13 protein-coding genes and 1 tRNA gene are annotated in these 19,115 nt (G+C 38.9%); 2 read left to right on the top strand and 12 right to left on the bottom strand.

Annotated elements, in window-relative coordinates; translation table 11 throughout:
- Position 1: 1 nt before the first annotated feature.
- From pdhA to porU, 4 genes are all read right to left on the bottom strand, one after another.
- A complete protein-coding gene (pdhA, locus tag G5B37_RS12395) occupies positions 2-1,000 on the bottom strand; it encodes a pyruvate dehydrogenase (acetyl-transferring) E1 component subunit alpha (RefSeq protein ID WP_164680342.1) in 999 nt (332 codons plus the stop codon).
- 175 nt (positions 1,001-1,175) lie between these two features.
- Positions 1,176-1,661: a cytidine deaminase gene (cdd, locus tag G5B37_RS12390; protein ID WP_164680341.1), complete on the bottom strand. Its 486-nt coding sequence runs from the start codon at positions 1,659-1,661 to the stop codon at positions 1,176-1,178.
- A 7-nt stretch (positions 1,662-1,668) separates the two neighbouring features.
- Positions 1,669-2,832, bottom strand: a complete 1,164-nt coding sequence (porV, locus tag G5B37_RS12385; protein WP_164680340.1) for a type IX secretion system outer membrane channel protein PorV — start codon at positions 2,830-2,832, stop codon at positions 1,669-1,671.
- A gap of 42 nt (positions 2,833-2,874) precedes the next feature.
- Positions 2,875-6,774 (bottom strand): type IX secretion system sortase PorU, encoded by a 3,900-nt coding sequence (gene porU / locus G5B37_RS12380; RefSeq protein WP_164680339.1) that lies wholly within the window; start codon positions 6,772-6,774, stop codon positions 2,875-2,877.
- 222 nt (positions 6,775-6,996) lie between these two features.
- On the opposite strand from porU, the gene gldJ reads away from it, so the two are divergent.
- Positions 6,997-8,673 (top strand): gliding motility lipoprotein GldJ, encoded by a 1,677-nt coding sequence (gldJ, locus tag G5B37_RS12375; RefSeq protein ID WP_164680338.1) that lies wholly within the window; start codon positions 6,997-6,999, stop codon positions 8,671-8,673.
- 92 nt (positions 8,674-8,765) lie between these two features.
- Positions 8,766-10,046, top strand: a complete 1,281-nt coding sequence (locus G5B37_RS12370) for a UDP-N-acetylmuramoyl-tripeptide--D-alanyl-D-alanine ligase (RefSeq protein WP_164680337.1) — start codon at positions 8,766-8,768, stop codon at positions 10,044-10,046.
- Here G5B37_RS12370 and G5B37_RS12365 read toward each other — a convergent pair.
- From G5B37_RS12365 to nhaD, 8 genes are all read right to left on the bottom strand, one after another.
- Positions 10,043-10,918 carry an SGNH/GDSL hydrolase family protein gene (locus tag G5B37_RS12365; protein WP_263649869.1) on the bottom strand — a complete coding sequence of 292 codons (876 nt, stop codon included), beginning with the start codon at positions 10,916-10,918 and terminating at the stop codon, positions 10,043-10,045. The genes G5B37_RS12370 and G5B37_RS12365 overlap by 4 nt on opposite strands.
- Positions 10,919-11,478: 560 nt before the next feature.
- Positions 11,479-11,553 (bottom strand) — tRNA-Val (locus tag G5B37_RS12360).
- A gap of 112 nt (positions 11,554-11,665) precedes the next feature.
- The gene (locus G5B37_RS12355) at positions 11,666-12,883 is read right to left on the bottom strand and encodes a bifunctional folylpolyglutamate synthase/dihydrofolate synthase (protein WP_164680946.1); all 1,218 of its coding nucleotides are present in this window, start codon (positions 12,881-12,883) and stop codon (positions 11,666-11,668) included.
- A gap of 6 nt (positions 12,884-12,889) precedes the next feature.
- The gene (locus G5B37_RS12350; protein WP_164680335.1) at positions 12,890-15,385 is read right to left on the bottom strand and encodes a T9SS type A sorting domain-containing protein; all 2,496 of its coding nucleotides are present in this window, start codon (positions 15,383-15,385) and stop codon (positions 12,890-12,892) included.
- A 47-nt stretch (positions 15,386-15,432) separates the two neighbouring features.
- Positions 15,433-16,251: an energy transducer TonB gene (locus G5B37_RS12345; RefSeq protein WP_164680334.1), complete on the bottom strand. Its 819-nt coding sequence runs from the start codon at positions 16,249-16,251 to the stop codon at positions 15,433-15,435.
- Between the two features lie 258 nt (positions 16,252-16,509).
- Positions 16,510-16,902, bottom strand: a complete 393-nt coding sequence (locus G5B37_RS12340) for an ExbD/TolR family protein (protein ID WP_164680333.1) — start codon at positions 16,900-16,902, stop codon at positions 16,510-16,512.
- 1 nt (position 16,903) lies between these two features.
- Positions 16,904-17,602 carry a MotA/TolQ/ExbB proton channel family protein gene (locus G5B37_RS12335; protein WP_164680332.1) on the bottom strand — a complete coding sequence of 233 codons (699 nt, stop codon included), beginning with the start codon at positions 17,600-17,602 and terminating at the stop codon, positions 16,904-16,906.
- Positions 17,603-17,650: 48 nt separating this feature from the next.
- Complete coding sequence (nhaD, locus tag G5B37_RS12330; protein ID WP_164680331.1) at positions 17,651-19,033, bottom strand: sodium:proton antiporter NhaD; 1,383 nt, start codon at positions 19,031-19,033, stop codon at positions 17,651-17,653.
- Between the last annotated feature and the right edge of the window lie 82 nt (positions 19,034-19,115).

Here is a 19,115-nt window from a genome sequence, read left to right as displayed (position 1 = left end):
CTTATAATTTATGTGGTAAAAATGGATAATCTTCTTGTTCGTACACGGTGTCGTACATGACACTTTTTTCTGGGTACGGCGACTCTTCTGCAAATTTTTCGCATTCTTTTACTAAGTCTTTAACTCGCTTGTCAATCTTTTTTATATCTTCTTCTGTCGCCCATTTTTGTTCGTAGATATGATGAAGTACATATGAAATAGGGTCTTCTTCTTGCTTTTTAGCCACCTCTTCTTTCGTTCTGTAATGTTGTGCATCACTCATTGAGTGCCCTCTATATCTGTAGGTTCTAATTTCTAAGAATGTTGGTCCGTCACCACGTCTTGCTCGAGCAATGGCCTCATCCATTTCTTTTGCCACAACTTCTGGTTTCATCCCATCTACAGGCTTACACGGCATTTCATACCCTAGACCTAGTTTCCATATATCTGTATGATTTGCAGTTCTGGCAACCGAGGTTCCCATTGCATAGCCATTATTCTCGCAGCAAAAAACCACAGGTAATTTCCAAAGCATGGCAAGGTTAAATGTTTCGTGTAGCGACCCTTGACGAACGGCTCCATCACCCATATAACAAAGTGTTACTGCTTTTCGTCCATGAAATTTATCTCCAAAAGCAATACCCGCGCCTAGAGGAATTTGTCCACCTACAATACCGTGGCCTCCATAAAAACGATGTTCTTTAGAAAAAATATGCATAGAGCCCCCAAGACCTTGAGAGGTTCCAGTACCCTTTCCGTAAAGTTCTGCCATCACTCTTTTGGGATCAACCCCCATACCAATAGGTTGCACATGATTACGATATGCAGTAATCATATTATCTTGAGTTAAATCCATGGCATGCAAGGCACCCGCCAGCACAGCTTCTTGACCGTTGTACAGATGTAGAAACCCACGTACTTTCTGATTAATATATACTTGGGCTAACTTGTCTTCAAATTTGCGCCAGAACAGCATGTTTTCATACCAATCTAGATATGTTTTTTTTGTAATTTTTTTCATCAACTAGAGTTGTTGGGAAGCCAAAAGCGTTTAGTTTCCAATTTTTCGCGAATAACAAAAATAGGGATTTTCTAATCTTCTATAAAACTTTCGTTTCTAAAAAATTTAGTAAAATATTTTGCATGAATTTAGAAGAAAATGTGAGTAATTCTAGGCAAAGCCAATCACGTAGAGTTTACAAATATGTACTATCAAAAACCAGTGGCAATAGGTCTTTTAATGAATTTGCTTTTACCACCTTACCAGTTTCACCCATAAAATAAATTGTAATAGGCGCCTTCTGATTTACCTCATACTCTGCTAAGGCTTGCCTACAAGCTCCACAGGGTGGTGTTGGTGTAGTTACTTCCTTTTGTAAAGACCGAACCGTTAATGCCATAGTTTTAAAACCAACTCCAGGGAATTGAGAGCCCGCATGAAACGCTGCAACACGCTCTGCACAGAGACCTGAGGGAAAAGCAGCATTTTCTTGGTTATTACCAGTAACTATAGTTTCGTTATTTAGTGCTAATGCAGCACCCACCATAAAACGCGAATAAGGCGCATAAGCTCTTTCTCGAGCTTCTTGCGCCTTATGCATTAACTTTTGTATGGAAACAGGCAGCTCATTAATAGATTCGAACACGGTGAGTTCGGCAGTAATCGTAAGCTTCTGTGCCATCTATATGTTAGTATTCGTCGTACTCGTCTCCGAAGTTGAATGTTAACCCAAAACGAAGCGTTCCTTCTAACGGACTTCTTACGGCAGACGTTGAGAATAAATATGAAATATCAATGTTAATCGCAGTGTATCTGAAACCAGCACCTAACGAAATGAATTTTCTTGAACCTTTTAAGTCACTTTCATTAAAGTATCCTGTACGGAAGGCAAAGACATCTTGGTACCAATACTCTGCACCTAATGCCCAAGTAAATTCTTTTAATTCTTCACTGAAACCATCTGGCGCATCACCAAACGATTTAAAGATTCCTGAGAAAAAGCTAATATCTTCGTATTGCTCATCATCTTCAGCATCTATATCACCATCACCATCAAAATCTTGAGGGGTTGGCACTAATAATTTATTTACTTCCGCAGAAACACCTACTTTATTGTACTCGTCCAAAATAAAGTCGAATCCACCACCAAGACCCATGTTTGTTGGTAAGTTGTTTTCCTGACCTACTTCGTCGTACTTAATTTTCGGACCAATGTTAGAGAAGTTAAAACCTAATCTCCATCTTCCGTCAAAATCGTTATATGCAATCTCTTCAGATTGATAGTAACCTGCCACATCTACTGCAAAAGAACTTGCTGCAGAGGCATCTTCGTTAGAAGCTTGAATTTTAAGATCTGAACGTAAATAACGCCCTGCTACTGCCATAGAGAAACGATCACTCAATCGTAACGCATAAGATAAGTCGAAGGTAAATTCGTTCGGACTTTGGATCAAAGGAATCTGATCTGCTGTATCTCGAAGTTCAATATCACCTAAACTAAAATAGCGTAAGCTAGCACCAATGGCGCTACGCTCGTTAATACGGTTGTAATATGTTAAGTTTCCGAGGAAAATATCATTTACTAATTGACTAAGGTACGGAGTATAGGTAACTCCTACACCTTGCTTTGAAATTGCGAATGCATATTTTGCTGGATTCCATTGTTGAGAGAAGGCATCTGCTGAAGTAGCTACACCAATATCTCCCATCCCTGCTGCTCGCGCATCGGCCGCGATTAACACAAAAGGAACTGCTGTTGTGATAACTCTCTGGTTAGCGGTAGAGTTATCGTCCTGGGCTGTAGTTTTAATCGTTACTAAAGCCAATAACGACAGGATAAAGATTTTCTTCATGAGGTTGAAATTTTGCACAAATATAGGTTTAATTTTGAATTATTAAAGAATTACAAGCTTTTCAAACTTTTCAACTTGCTTATTGGTTAACGGAGATTTTACAGTAATCTTATACACATAAACACCTTTTCCAATTTTATCGCCAAAATCGTCTTTTCCATCCCAGACAATCTCACGGGCAAGGAACCCATCGGTAGTGATTGTTTGGTTTTTAGTCCAAACTACTTTTCCTGTTACGGTAAAAACTTGCACTTGCACTTCAAGCGGCTCGAAAGGGCGGTTATGGTTAAACCAAAATTCTGTATAGTTTACAAATGGATTTGGGTAATTAAGTACTCTCGAAATTTCCAATTCATCATTCCCCGTTACGATAAATTGAATATCTGCCGTAGACGAATTATTGTATACATCCCACGCACGAAGGGTTAGAGTATGAAGACCCTTCTCTAAATCTCGTAAGTTGTACGAAGTTAGTCCGCGCGTAAAGTCGTCTACTTCGGCTTGATAAAATTCATTTAAAACAATAGGGTTCGACTCATCCCCGTCTAAAATAGCTATGATATCATGACCAATACCACTGGCTGTATTAATACCATTCTCATCTTCTAGTTTCGCTAATAATATAGGAGAGTCGTTTGTAATACCTCCTGAAACAAAACTTTCGTCATTCATAAAAAGGTTAATTCGCGGGCCCGTATTATCTGCAGCTGCGTTTTCATTTAGACCACCAACCCTAATAACATCATTAAACCCTGTCTGGTCTTGTAATGCAATATTGTTTTGCGCATACAAACTTAGTCTCGCAGGCCCCACAGGAATTTGAATATCTCTAGGCACTACAAACTCAAACTCAAACTTACCGTTGGTCACAGAAGCCTGACCATTAAAAAGCCCCTCTCCTAAAGTTTTAAAATCTAGAATTAAAATATTGTTGGGGTCTCCATCTCCATCATAATCAAAATTGGTATCTCTAGTACCATCGTTAGCCAAGGTTTGGCGTTGTACATTTTTATCAAACAACTTTGCCTCTAAAATACCATTGTAATTAGACAATAGCGCTCCGTTTTCGTCGGTAACCTCACCTCCTAATGTTACTTTACTCAATGCTTGTAAGGGCGGACTGCTTGCTGAAATAGGCAAGCCATCTATAGTAGTTAGTTTTATACCAGGTGTTGGAAATGCCAATTTCGATGCGGGATCCCCAATAAAAAACACAACCCGTCTGGTTTCATCTGGGATGGCATTCTTCGCTCTTCTTGTGGCCTCTGCTGGCGTTGGAATATCATTAGTACCATACCCAAAAAGCTCTGGTGCCAACTCACGATTAAACTTTACTCCTGTTGAAACAAAAATAGATCGCGTTGTTGTTATAAGTGAAATTGCGCCACCCTCAGGGTTCCAGAAGGTTAATTCTCCAGCGGTAATGCGTTGTGGGTCGTCAAATTTTGTGAACTCACAGGTAACAGTTACAATACAAGGAAGGTTGTCTGGGTTTCTTAGATTTTCAGCTACACCCTTGGTATAAATAAATTCTTTAGCCAACCCATCTTCACCACCATGACCAAAATAATTAATGATTAGTGCTCCTACTTCCGTTTTATTCTGAATTTCTTTTGTAACCGTTGGATATCTGTTTCCTCCAGCAGATGTTTCTTGTAAAAATGCATCGGTATGAATCTTCTTTACATTAACAAACTCTTTATTTGCTGAAATCTGATCTCCCAGATTATCTAAGTTTAACTGTAAATCGCGATGTTCAAACGCTACGTCTACGTCGTCTGAGATTAAAATAAAATTATTACGCCAATTTCCGTAGGAAGCCCTTGAAGCATAATTTATAATTTTATCTACCATGGTGTTGGCCAATTGAACATTATCTGCCAATATTCTACCCACGGCAATGTCTAGTAAATCTACATCGCCTAGTGTATTTCCGAATTCGTCTAGTGCCCCGCCACCTATAGTGCCTTCAAACGCACCGGTGTTTCCGAAGAAATCATCACTCATAAATGAAGCGGCTGTGCTAATACTACTTAAGGTGTGATATGTAGGTACAATGTTATTGTTGTTGGGTAATCTGTTTTTATAATCTATAGACGTATCTCCAAAAAGACATAGATACTTAAGCGCCTCGTTAGGTGACGAAGCATTGTCATAAATATAACGCACAAAGTTTCTAATTCCTGAAATATCCTGTTTGCCAGAACTAAATTCTTGGTAAATTTTATCGGTTGTCACCACTTTTACACGCATCCCCGAAAGGTTTCTATGGTGATCTGCCAAACGTAATGCTGGCTGAAGCAAAAAAGGTGACGTAATAATAAGATAGTCTATATCGCTAAAGTTTCCGGAGGCATCATTAAATATAGTTCCTTTTAAGTTCTGGTTCAGTACCGTGCTATTTACAGCTTCAACAGGCTCAAAATAGTCGCCCGGGTCTATCGCTACATAATTGCGAAGCTGCCCTAAATTAGCTTTAAAACTAAACGAACTTGCGTTTCCATCATTAGTAACCTGCGTGATAGCTTCAGGATTAGTTACATCCCATACTTGTGAGAAACCTGATGCATTGGTTAGTTGATATTCCCCTACACCAAACAATGTTGCCGATTGATTATACTGAAATGGGAGCTGACTACCAGTACCTGCTAGGCGTCTAGTAGCTGCAACACCTATATAATCTAAATACCCAATTGCCGAAGGGTTCCCTAAGTTGTTGTATGCTAAATCTACAGTAACAGTTTCACTGCCCGAAGGTACTGTATACACCTGTTCACCTGTGCGTAGTAAAATAATTCCAGTTATAGGACTCACTCCTATAGGACTTACACTTACCCCATTAACATCTACCGCAAATGAGCTCGATGTTTCTGAAGCAGCGGCTACTTTAACGACAACACTCATTTCTTCTTGAGCTACAATATTTGGAAACTCAAAACTATATGTTTGTTCATTTTCTATATCGAATCTATTGCCAAACCATCGTCTACCTACTCGCGCCGGACTCTCCTCATCAACTTCATGAAATTTATAGTCGTTAAAGGCACTAATGGTAGTTGTAGCATTTCCAGTAGGTTCTACCATAGGTTGCACACGCTTTCCAGCCCCACCAGATGCAGTAACGTAGTAATATGCCTCGTCGCTATACGGATTTAGGTTTGTGTCATTTTCTAGATCGTAGCCTTTGGTACCGATACCATAAAATAAAATAAAATCGCCCGCATCAAAAGAGCCATCATCTTCACCTACTACCTGAATAGCATTTTCGGGTAAATCGAATGCCACTGGAATTCCACTATATAAAGGTAACGGTTTACCACCATGCCCATATATCTTAATGTTTCGTGGGTCTATACCGTCGGTATTCATTCCTATTCCATTCAGGAAATCCTTACTTACTCTATACACCCCCGTCTCTTCCACTTTAAACTTATACCAATCTCCAGACGCCAAAACAGAATTTGTTATAGGCATTCTAGTAGTAGATCGGTTGGCACTTTTAAATTTATAATTTACCGAAAACGAGACAATTTTTCTGTATGCGTTGCCCTCTTTCACAATAGGAGAAATAGAAACTCTTGAGTATAGCGCACCTCTAACGTCTAATGAAGCAATACTTGAAGTAACTTGAGAAGGTATTAGCTTCGTATTAAGTTTTGATAATTCATTAGCTGAAATTGGAGCAAATACCACATTCGATATAACAAGTGACTTTTCATCAACCCATCTCGATTCTGCCCATTGCTGCTGGTATAGCACCTTTTCTTCACCTAATTGAAGCCCCGCATCAGTGTCTAATTGCGTATCTTTTGCCTGATTCACAGCAATCTTTTGTATATTCGTCGGACTTGTATTTGTCCAAGGAATCACAATTTGTTTGCTTTGCGAAACAACAGTTTGAGAAAGTGCTATAAAAATTAGTAGAAGTAATAACTTTTTCATCATAAGTAGTAACGCTTCAAATATACGGTTAGTATAAGAGTAATTTTAAACTTTTTGCGAAGATTGACGTATTCTTCATAATAAACGATTAAAAGATACGTTTAACACTGGGTCGAATACAAAATACGAGCCTTACAGCGCATAAATAGTAAAATATTATTGTGCTTTTATCGTTAATTGTTATATTGCGAACCCAATTTTTTCATAAGTGAACCTATGAACATGATAAAAAACTTAGCCTTAAAAGTATTAATGTTGGTAGCAGTTACTGCGCTAATTGCTAGTTGTAACAAATCTCGTGACTATAAAAATAGTTCGAGAGCTACAGGTTGGAAAATGAACTCCAAAGAAGGTGGATTTCAATACAATCCTAAAGCGAAAGAACAAGAAACAGGTCCTGGACTTGTTTTTATTGAAGGTGGTACGTTTACCATGGGTCGTGTACAAGATGACCCAATGCACGATTGGAACAACTCTCCTAACCAACAACACGTTCAATCATTCTACATGGATGAAACTGAGGTAACTAATCTAATGTATTTAGAATACTTAGACTGGTTAAAACGTGTATTCCCTCCAGAAGACGAACAATATAGAAGAATTTATAACGGAGCCGTACCAGATACTTTGGTATGGAGAAATCGTTTAGGTTTTAATGAAGTTATGACCAATAACTATCTACGCCACCCTGCCTATGCAGATTACCCGGTTGTAGGAGTTAGTTGGATTCAAGCGGTTGAATTTAGCAATTGGCGTAGTGATCGTGTAAACGAACTTATTCTTGAAGAAGAAGGTTTTACAGCTCGTAATGCTCGTTATGAAGTGAAGCCAGGCGAAACTTTTAGCACACAAACATATCTAAATGCACCAACGCAAACCTATGGTGGTAATGACTCAATTACAAAAGGAGGAAAGCGTTCTGCAAGTTTAGCGAAGAAAAGCAAAGACAGCACAAACCTATACGTGCAACGTAAAGATGGGCTTTTATTACCAGCATACAGACTACCTACCGAAGCAGAGTGGGAATATGCCGCACTTGGACTTGTAGGCTTACGTAATTACAACGTTTATAGAGGTAGAAAAAAATATCCATGGGATGGGCAATATACTCGTTCTGGAAAAAGAAGAAGTCGTGGTGACCAATTAGCAAACTTTAAGCAAGGTGATGGTGATTACGGTGGAATTGCAGGATGGAGTGATGATGGTGCCGACATTACCGCTGAAGTGAAGTCTTACGAGCCAAATGACTACGGATTATACGATATGGCAGGTAACGTTGCCGAATGGGTAGCAGACGTTTATAGACCTATCGTAGATGATGAGTTTAACGATTTTAACTACTATCGTGGTAATGTATATACTAAAAACGCTATTGGCGAGGACGGTAAGGTAAAAATTGTAACGAAAGACTCTATGGTTTATGACACCTTGAGTAACGGAAAGATAATCGCAAGAAATTTCCCTGGAGAAATTGTTCAGATACCTGTAGACGAAGAAGAAACTTATTTAAGAACTCAGTTCTCAGAAAGTGACAACCGTGACTACCGTGATGGAGACAAACGCTCTACACGTTATTACTCTTCTTTCAGCGATTTTGATAGTGAAGGAGAAAGCGAAGATGAGTCTAAGCGTATGTACAACTCTCCAAAACATCTGGTTACTGCAGACAGTACAGGAACAATGGATCGTTCTTACGACAAATCTGCTAGCAGAACAACACTTATAGACAACGAAGTACGTGTTTATAAAGGAGGTTCATGGAGAGATCGTGATTACTGGTTAGACCCAGCACAACGTCGTTACTTCCCACAAGATATGGCAACAGACTATATTGGGTTTAGATGCGCAATGTCTCGTGTAGGTTCAAAATCTAAAAAAGGAAAACGTCCAAGACACTAGGCCGTTTAAAAAAATAGAAAAACCCTCCCAAGCTCATATAGCCTCGGAGGGTTTTTTTATACCTTTACTTTAACAAAAAAAGACTATCTAAATTGAAGATCGAAACGCTCCACAACCTATTTAAACGCAGTAGCGGTGTTTGTACTGACACTCGAAAAATCACTAAAGACTGTATTTTCTTCGCACTGAAAGGTGATAATTTTAATGGCAACACCTTTGCCCAAGAAGCATTAGAAAAAGGCGCCATGCACGTTGTTATAGACGATATGCGTTATCATAAAAACACTGGAGAAACTATTTTCTGTAAAGATGTTCTAACCCAACTTCAAAAGTTAGCCGCTTTCCACCGTAAACAGCTTAACATACCCATTATTGGACTTACAGGTAGTAATGGCAAGACCACGTCTAAAGAACTTATAAACGCTGTTTTAAGCACGGCATATAACGTAAGCGCTACTCTTGGCAACCTCAACAACCATATTGGCGTACCCCTTACACTGCTAGCAATGACCGATGCTACGGAAATTGGAATTGTTGAAATGGGCGCCAATCATTTGAAAGAAATTGCACAGCTGAGCGAAATTGCCCAACCCAACTATGGATACATCACCAACTTCGGAAAAGCACATCTAGAGGGTTTTGGAAGCCTTGACGGGGTTATTCGAGGAAAAACAGAACTCTATGCATATCTTCAGAAAACAGCTGCGACGGCCTTTGTAAATGCCAACGACCCGAAACAACTGGAAATATCTAAACCACTGCAACGATTTACCTTTGGAGACAATCTTCAAGATTGCCATGTACAACTACTAGACGCTTCTACACATGTGCAAATTGGTTATCAGGGAGAAATCATAAATAGCAACTTAGTTGGACTTTATAACTTTCATAATATAGCAGCGGCTATTGCCATTGGGCAGTATTTTAAGGTAGCAACAAAAGACCTTAAGAAAGCCATAGAAGGATATGTTCCACAAAACAATCGGTCTCAAGTTATTAAAAAAGGAGAGTACATAATTTTATTAGACGCGTATAATGCGAATCCAACAAGTATGTTGGCTGCTCTCGAAAACCTTCAACAAACTGAAGCTGATAAGAAAGTACTTATCTTAGGCGATATGTTTGAATTGGGTCTGGCTGCTTCAGAAGAACATCAAAACATTGTAGATTTTATAACTGAAAATAAAATAGGCACCACCTATTTGGTAGGTGAAAATTTCAGCAGAACACAAACCAAAACCTCAAATATTAAAACCTTTGCGACGTTCGAAGATTTAAAAAAAGACCTACTAAACACCAAAATTGCATCGAGTTATATCCTTATAAAAGGCTCTAGAGGCATGGCGTTAGAACGCGTGCTAGATTTACTTTAATTTTTAGCAAGAATGGAGTCAATCTTTGCTCCTATTACTTCTGCAAACCGAGTCATTCCAATAGTGTTTAAATGTGTTCCATCTATAGTATTCGCAGTATTTTCTACAGACAACTGCTCACTCGAAATATAATAGGTATTTTCTGAAATAAACATGCTTGCCAATTCTTTTAAAGCCTGATTCTGACTATGTACATAATCTACTGACATTTCTTTTGACAAATAGGAAGCAGATTCTCTCATACTTGATTCTACAAAGATTACAGGGGTTTCTGCTAAGCAGCTTTTTATTTTCTCCATAAACTTCGAACCTTCCACTAAAATCATATCTGGCGTACAATTTGGCACACAATCTATTACAATTATATCTGGGTTAACATCGCAAATTAATTCTGCGATTTCATAGGTGAAATGACCTAGGCCACTGAAACCTAAATTAATTGATTCAACGTCTAAGTTTCTACCTATGATAGATGGATACGACATACCTGAACTTGAAGCACTTGCTCCTTGGGTAATACTTGTACCATAAAAAAGAACTTTTTTGACTTCCTTTTTATTGACTATAACTTTAGGATATATTTCTATACCTTTTAAACTATTATACAACGGGAAATACAAACGAAACTCTTTTTTACCATTAGTGTAATACATTAATGTATCATTATCTCTATTATAATGGCCAAACATGTGTTTCCAAACAGAATCATGCACAAATAGATCAATACCATTAACAGCGATATTATTCATATTAGCTACATTCTTGTGTTTTATATAATTTGAAATGATAAAAAGTGAATCTTGATCTGTTGTAAAGTCCAAATAGAGACCAGACGAATACGTTGCCTTTTTCCATAAATCTGAAGGTAGTATCGCTTGGTATGAAGTGTCTAAACGAAACGAATTATTTTGATTGTGGTATCGCCCACTAATAGCCTCAAAAGAAATGGAAGCTCTCTCTCTCTCTCTCTCTCTCTCTCTCTCCCTCTCTCACAAGAGACAAACCCAATTAGTAAAAGAGAAAGCATAGCACAATAACAAACAAAAGTATTCATTAAAACAAAATTACATAAAACAATTTTATAAAAATGAAACTTAAACAAGCTACATTCTTAGCGTCTTTTAGAATTCAGATTCTTTTGCTGCGCAAAACATCCCTAATACGATACCACTTCTGCAAATAGAAAATCATACAACGCTAGTCGCGTTGCAATTTTTTTATTTCAGAAAACGCTTTAAAGTGAACTCCCGGTAATCAGGATTCTTTTGCTGCGCAAAACATCCCTAATACGATACCACTTCTGCAAATAGAAAATCATACAACGCTAGTCGCGTTGCAATTTTTTTATTTCAGAAAACGCTTTAAAGTGAACTTATCGCGTTTTCTGAAATAAAAAAATCCACATCTTGCGATGTGGATTTTCTGCTTGATGTGGGCGCTGAGGGATTCGAACCCCCGACCCCTTGGGTGTAAACCAAGTGCTCTGAACCAACTGAGCTAAGCGCCCTTACTTTGTTAGCGGTTGCAAATATAAAGTAGTTTTTGAATACAACAAACATTTAATTGTATAATTTTCTTCAAAACATCCTTTTTATACACTTCCGTTACACATATACCTTTTAAACAACCTCTGCCACTACAAATGTACTTCCACCAACAAAAATTAAATCATTAGCAGATGCTATTTTCTTTGCTTCTTTCAATGCAGCTGTAACGCCGTTGTAACAGCCACCAAGCAAGCCAAATGTACCGGCTGTCTCTTGTAATAGTGTTGCAGGAAGTGCACGCGGAATATTGGGGCTGCAAAAATAATACGTAGCCTCCTTAGGTAGTAAGGGTAATATTTTATTTAAATCTTTGTCAGACACCACTCCAAACACAATGTGTAACGATTCAAAATCTTCTGTATCTAACTGCTTCATAACATAATTCAATCCCTCCATATTATGAGCTGTGTCACAAATTACTTTAGGATTCTCACCTAACAATTGCCACCTACCTTGCAAACCCGTATTTCTTGTTACGTATCGCAGCCCGTTTGTAATGTTTTCTTCTGAAATTTCCCATCCCTGAGACCGAAGTATTGTTATGGCAGTTAAGGCGGTACGCTGATTGTTTTTCTGGTAATTACCTTTTAAATCTGAAGAGTAGTATGGAAACTCAGTATCTTCTGCAAAAATGAGCTTGGCTTTTTTTTCTTCGGAAATTTTCTTGAAAACAGCAGCGGTTTCTTTTACACGTTCTCCAATTACCACCGGAACACCATATTTTATAATCCCTCCTTTTTCCGAAGCAATTGCACTTAAGGTAGTTCCTAAAAATTGTGTGTGATCTAAACCAATATTTGTTATTACTGAAATTTCTGGCGTAATTATATTTGTGCTGTCTAATCTACCTCCTAGGCCCACCTCTACAATCGCGATGTCTACTTTTTTCTTTCTAAAATAATCAAAAGCTAAACCCACGGTCATTTCGAAGAAAGACAATTGCTGTACCTCAAAAAAATGTTGATGTTTGGCCACAAACGAAGACACCGATCGTTTCGAAATCATTTCCCCGTTAATCTTAATTCGTTCTCGGAAATCTTTTAAGTGAGGCGATGTATACAGTCCAACAGAATATCCTGCTTCTTGCAAGATCGAAGCCAGCATATGGCTTGTAGACCCTTTACCATTAGTCCCACCAACATGCACACTTTTAAAACCATTTTCAGGATGGTTTAAGTAATTAGCTAACGCTTCGGTATTATCTAAATTCGCCTTGTACGCAACCTTGCCTTGACGTTGGTACATAGGCAACTGCTTAAAAAGCCATTGTATTGTTTCAGAATAGTTGATAGCAGCTTATTTTACAATCAATTTCTTGGTACTAGTAGCAAATGGAGTTATTACTTTTACAAAATAACTACCCGTTTCTAACGTACTAATAGACAACACCAGCCTCTGTTGGTTCTTAAAAGAATGGTTTCCAACTTCCCTCCCTAGAGCATCAAAAATAACAATGTTTGCTTGAGCTACAGTTTCGGTTAATGCAATAGTAACTACATCGCTAGCTGGATTTGGAAAAATAGACGCTTTTATGGTGTCTTCTATTTCCGAAGTACTTAACGTAACACTTGCAAGATCTAATTTATAAATAGAACGACCGTAAGTGGCAGCATACAACATCCCAGAAGGTTCGTGAATATGTAAATCGTTAACCACAACAGAAGGCATATTACCATCTATCACTTGCCAAACATACGCTTCTGTGGCAGCTCCAAAAACACCAACGTCTGTTGCTAGAAAAGTGTTTCCGTTTGCATCTTTTACAATGTCGTTTATAGGGATGTCTGGTAAACTAGCACCAATTGCTCCCCACACCTGCCCTCTATTGCTAGATCTGTACACATTACCCTCATCTTCGCCATAGCGATAGCCAGACAGCGTTACAAAAACTCTATTCACATCATCTCGATCTGCTAATACTTTAGTCACCCATCTATTTGGAATTCCTACGGAAATATTAGTCCAATCGTTTCCGCCATTTTGTGTCACCCACACGTTACCATCATCTGTACCCACATAAATTAAATCGCTGTCTAATGGCGAAACATCTATAGTAGTAATCGTACCATAGGTGTTATTTCCACCACCCGAACCGTTTGTTAGGTCTGGGCTAATTGCCGTCCAACTTGCAGCTGCATCTGTCGATCTGTACAATCTGTTGGCTCCGTAATATAGCGTTTGCGAATCTGAAGGGTCGAAGGTTGTTGGAGTATCCCAATTTTTTCTGTCTGAAGCAGCAATACCACTTGTTGCACTGCTAAAAGATGCACCGTCATTAGTTGATTTTACAAATGCTCCGCGCTGCGACAATGCATAGATTACATTTGTGTCTGTAGCATCTACCAAAGGTTGAAAGCCATCACCTCCGTTAATAATGTTCCAGTTTGTTAATCCGCCAGTGGTGGTACGCATGGTACTATTATCTTGAGCCCCAGCGTACACTTTATCTTCATTTTGTGGATCAACATACATTCTATAAAGCTGCGTAATTGGCAAGCTAAGATCTTTACTAGAAGATGCCCCGTCGTCATCACTGTAGTACAAACCGCCATCATTACCTAACAGAACTTCACCTGCTGTTTGAGCATTAAATGCAAGTGCGTGCTGATCTACATGCACATTTGGAAATGCGGTAGCCCAAGAATCGCCACCATCTGTAGACTTCTGTACAATAAAATCTACGTTATAAAGAACGTTCTCATCACTAGGATCTACGTAAATTCCTCTAAACCACCAATGGAAACCAACATTTTGCAACTGACTAGAATTTTTTTCGATCCATGTATCTCCACCATCTGTAGATTTATACACCCCTTGAATACTTCCAGCTGCGTTCGCGTATCTCGCATAAAGCACATCTGGATTAGATTGTGAAATATCGATACTTATTCTGCCTTTTTCACTCGCAACCGAAGGAAGACCGTTTGTCATTTCGTTCCATGTATCTCCTCCATCTGTAGAACGATACAATCCCGAAGTTGCCCCACCAAAAGTTGTTGCTTCTGGTCTACGCATACGTTCCCACATAGCGGCATAGATGATAGCTCCATTTGTAGGATGAATTGCCATGTCTATGGCTCCCGTAACTTCACTCACAAATAATACCTGGCTCCAGGTGTCACCTCCATCTTGACTTCTATATACTCCACGATTATTATCGTTTCTAAAAAGCGGCCCCATGGCAGCTACCAAAATATTATCTTCGTTTGTCGGATCTATTAGCACCTTGCCAATACTGCCGGTGGTTGGCAGACCTTTGTTGTTCCACGTAGCACCCCCATCTTCACTTTTGTACACACCCTTACCATCGTATACAAGAGACCCACCTCCTGCATTTACCTCGCCAGTACCTACCCAAATTACATCGGTATTTGCTTTTGAAATTTCTATATCGCCAATAGATAGTACGCCAACCTCATCAAAAATGGGTTGCCAATTTGCACCGCCATCGGTAGTTTTAAAGATTCCCCCAGATGCTGCGCCAACATAGTAAGTTGTGGCATCATCATTTGGTATTTCAATATCTGTAATACGTCCGCCAATATTTAGTGGACCTGCAAATTCCCATACATTTAATACGTTGCGTTGCGACTTTTTTTGTGCTTCTTTCCAAGTTAATGCTTCATTTAGTGCATTTGGTTTTATACTCCCAGTAGGATACGCGCGTTGCATAAACATAAAGTCGGCAGGGAGTGTTTTACTTGCTGAATTTGTTTGGAGTTCTTCGGAAGGGCTACCGCAAGAAATAAATGCAAACGAAATTAAAAGAATGGAAGTAATGAAAGGTTTCATAGCATGTAATTTAAAACCTTAAAGATACTGAAAAAACGAAGGGAGTTTTATTGAGAAAGCGTGAAGTTATAGATAATCTTACCTATCTGTTTTGCAGGCGCCTTTGTATCTGAATTAAACCGAGTGGCCATTGCATTTTCTTTTGCCTTATCTAACAAGCACCTGGTATTATTGGTAGTACCACGTACTCCAGGTTTTGCGCTAGTTACATTTCCGTTACGATCTACTTCTATACTTACAACAACCTTACCCGCTTCATTACATTCTTGCGGATTTCTAGGTTTATTTAAAGGCTTTCTACCGCCTAAGAGATAGTTTCCATCACCGTCTAGACCTTTACCCGTTCCATAATAGCTTTGGGCGTTTGGATCACCATTAGGATTACCCTTATCTCCACCTCCAGTTTTATCATCGCCTTCACTACCTTTTGCTGTACCTTCACTTTTAGGTCCATTGATTAAGTTATCTAAGGCATTTTTGGTTGATTTATCTGGTGTTTTCTCAATTACTTTTGGAGTTTCTTTTTTAGGAACAACTTTTTTAGGAGTTTCAGTTTGCACCTTTTTCTTTTCTTCTTTCTTAATTACGGGTGCATCTTCACTGTCTTGTGTGATAACTTCTTCTTTAATTTCAGATTTTGGTTGGGTTACAGGTGGCGGTGTGGTTTCTTTAGGCGCAGACTTAATTGGTTCTGTAGGTTGTATGTTGCCCGAGCCAGTATCTGTTGTACCAAAATTTACAGCAATTCCATTTTCTGGGGGCGGATCTAGATACGTCATACCAACGTAAAACAAAAGAATGAGTAGAATCACGTGCAAAATTACCGTGATGGTCATACTCTTTTTTTTATGTTTAGTATCTAACATAGGTTTTATATTTTTCTATTGGGTTGTCCCCTCTTCCCTTTGGGCATCTTCCCATACGGGGAGAAAAATTATTTAATCTACAAAAACTTCGTTCCTGCGTTAGGCTTGCCCGTCCCGATAAGGAACGTTCGGGCGGGGATTGAGGCATTGTTGGAGCTCTTTTCGGGTACTGAGTGTACGAAGTTCCCGTAAAAGCGACTGCCGAAAGCCCGACTCGCCGCGGCGAGTAACGCCCAAATGCAAAGCACCTTTCCCCTATTAATTGGGTCGCACTGCTAAAACGATTTTAAAGTTGTTTTTATTGGCTACATCCATAACAAAAACGGCATCTTCTATAGGCACTCCTTCTTCTGCCCTTAAAATTATGGTTGGCTCTTCTTGTCCTGCCAAAATAGATTGCAGTTGCTTCTCAATACCATATTCGCTTACGCGCTCTTTATTAATATAATATGCGCCATCTTTGGTGATACTAACCGATGCTTTTTGCTGGTTGGTAGATTTCCCTTTTGCCTTAGGAAGAATTAAATCTAAGGCATCTGGTGTAATTGCGGGTGATGTAAGTAAAAAGAACACCAAGAGCAAAAACACTATATCTGTCATAGAACTCATACTGAATTCTGGACTTACTTTATTTCTTCCACGCAAGTTCATACTAGGCGGGTTCGTTTAAAAGGTCTAAGAAATCGACTGCCGTAGCTTCCATTTGGTGCACTACTTTGTCTGTTCGCACTACCAAGTGGTTATACCCCATATACGCAATAATACCTACAATTAGTCCTGCTACAGTGGTAGTCATGGCTGTGTAAATACCTTCAGCTAATGCACCCATTTCTGCTTGCCCACTGCTGGTTGCCAATTGATGAAAGGCCAAAACCATACCAATTACAGTACCTAAAAACCCAATCATAGGAGCTGCTCCTGCTATAGTTGCCAAAATACTGACATTTTTCTCTAGCTTATAAACTTCTAGTCGGCCGGCATTTTCAATTGCGGTATTAATATCTTCTAATGGACTTCCAATTCGGGAAATTCCTTTTTCGGTAAGTCTTGAAACTGGAGTGTTTTGTTGTGCACATAACACTTTTGCAGCCTGCACGTTTCCTGAGGCAACATTGTCCCTAATCTGATTCATAAAATTACTATCCATCGCGGTTGCTGCTTTGATGGCAAACAAACGTTCAAAATAAATATACACCGCAACAAAAAGCAGGATAAAAAGAATTCCAATTATTATTTGGGCACCCAGCCCGCCATTCATAACAAGTTCTAAAACGGAAAGGGTTTTTTCTTCAACAACGGGTTCAAGGTCTGTGGCTTCTTGAACGCCATCTTGTAAAAAAAGTGAGAGCATACGCAAGTTAAGTTTTTAAAATAACGAGAATTGGGGATATAAATTGTTTTAGTGTGCAAAGAGCACTCGTTCTATCAATAAGAAAACGCCAGCTCCGGCAATAAAACCTACAAAGGCGAGCCAAGCAATTTTCTTTAGATACCAGATAAAATCAATTTTTTCCATTCCCATGGCAGCTACACCTGCAGCAGATCCAATAATAAGCATACTACCACCCGTTCCTGCAGAATAGGCAATGAAGTGCCATAAAACAGAATCTGTTGGACTATCGTACATACCTATAGAAGCTGCAACTAAAGGAACGTTATCTATAATTGCTGAGAATATACCTAGTAATATAACCACAACATCCTGGTTAGGTATTGCTGCTTGTAGAACTTCGGCTAAATAACGCAATGTACCTACAGGATCTCCCTCTGAAGAGACACCATAAACTAGACTTTCTAGTCCAGCTACAGCCATTAAGATTCCGAGGAAAAACAAGATACTTGAAATCTCGATTCTTGACAAGGCCTTATGAGCAGAATATAAATGTCTTCTTTCTTTGCTGAAATCTTCTTCTGGGTGAATGTATTCAGAAACTAGCCAAACAACTCCTAACGCGAGCATCATACCCACATAAGGAGGAAGGTGTGTAAGTGTTTTAAAAACAGGTACCGAAACAATCATACCTAATCCTAAGAACAGCATTGTTTTGCTACTTAACAAACGACCCGCTTCTTCATCTTCATTCAATTCTTCAGTTACTAAGTGTCCTCTAAACGGTTTCATATAGCTAGCAATTAAGAAAGGAAGCGCAAAACACACTACAGAAGGTATAATTACAAACTCAATCAATCCACCTGCGGTCACCTTTTTGGCAATCCAAAGCATGGTGGTTGTTACATCTCCAATTGGAGACCATGCTCCACCAGCGTTGGCTGCAATTACTACCATAGCGGCATACCAAAGACGTGTTTGCTTGTCTGGAATTAGCTTGCGCAGTAGTGTAATAAGTACAATAGTAGCTGTTAGGTTATCGATGATAGCCGATAAAATAAAGGCAAGTATCCCTATAATCCACAGCAATCTTCTTTTACTTTTTGTCTTTACGGCACTCTTAAGCACTTCGAAACCTCGGTGTAGATCTATAATTTCTACAATGGTCATAGCACCAATTAAGAAAATTAGTATCTCTGCAGTTTTACCAAGGTGATGTAGCAGCGTATTCTCGAAGCCATGTTCGGCTTCTGTACCGCCATCTAAGAAACTAAAGGAATTTTCGTAGGTATCTATAACATTAAACCACCCTTTATGAAAACCAATAGCCAGCACTGCCCAAATTAAGGCAGACATTATAAGTGCCGGAACAGTTTTATCTAATTTTAGGGGATGTTCTAGGGTAATTGACAAGTACCCGATAACGAAAATGAGGATGATAATAGACTCCATAAATGAGGTTGATTAATATTTTATATTATTTGCTCGACGGCACTATAATAATTTTCTTTGTTGTTATGCGAACCCGCCATGT

Origin of the sequence: Rasiella rasia, from assembly GCF_011044175.1 — a bacterium.
Taxonomy (GTDB): domain Bacteria; phylum Bacteroidota; class Bacteroidia; order Flavobacteriales; family Flavobacteriaceae; genus Marinirhabdus; species Marinirhabdus rasia.
This window is presented reverse-complemented; position numbering and strand designations above follow the sequence as displayed.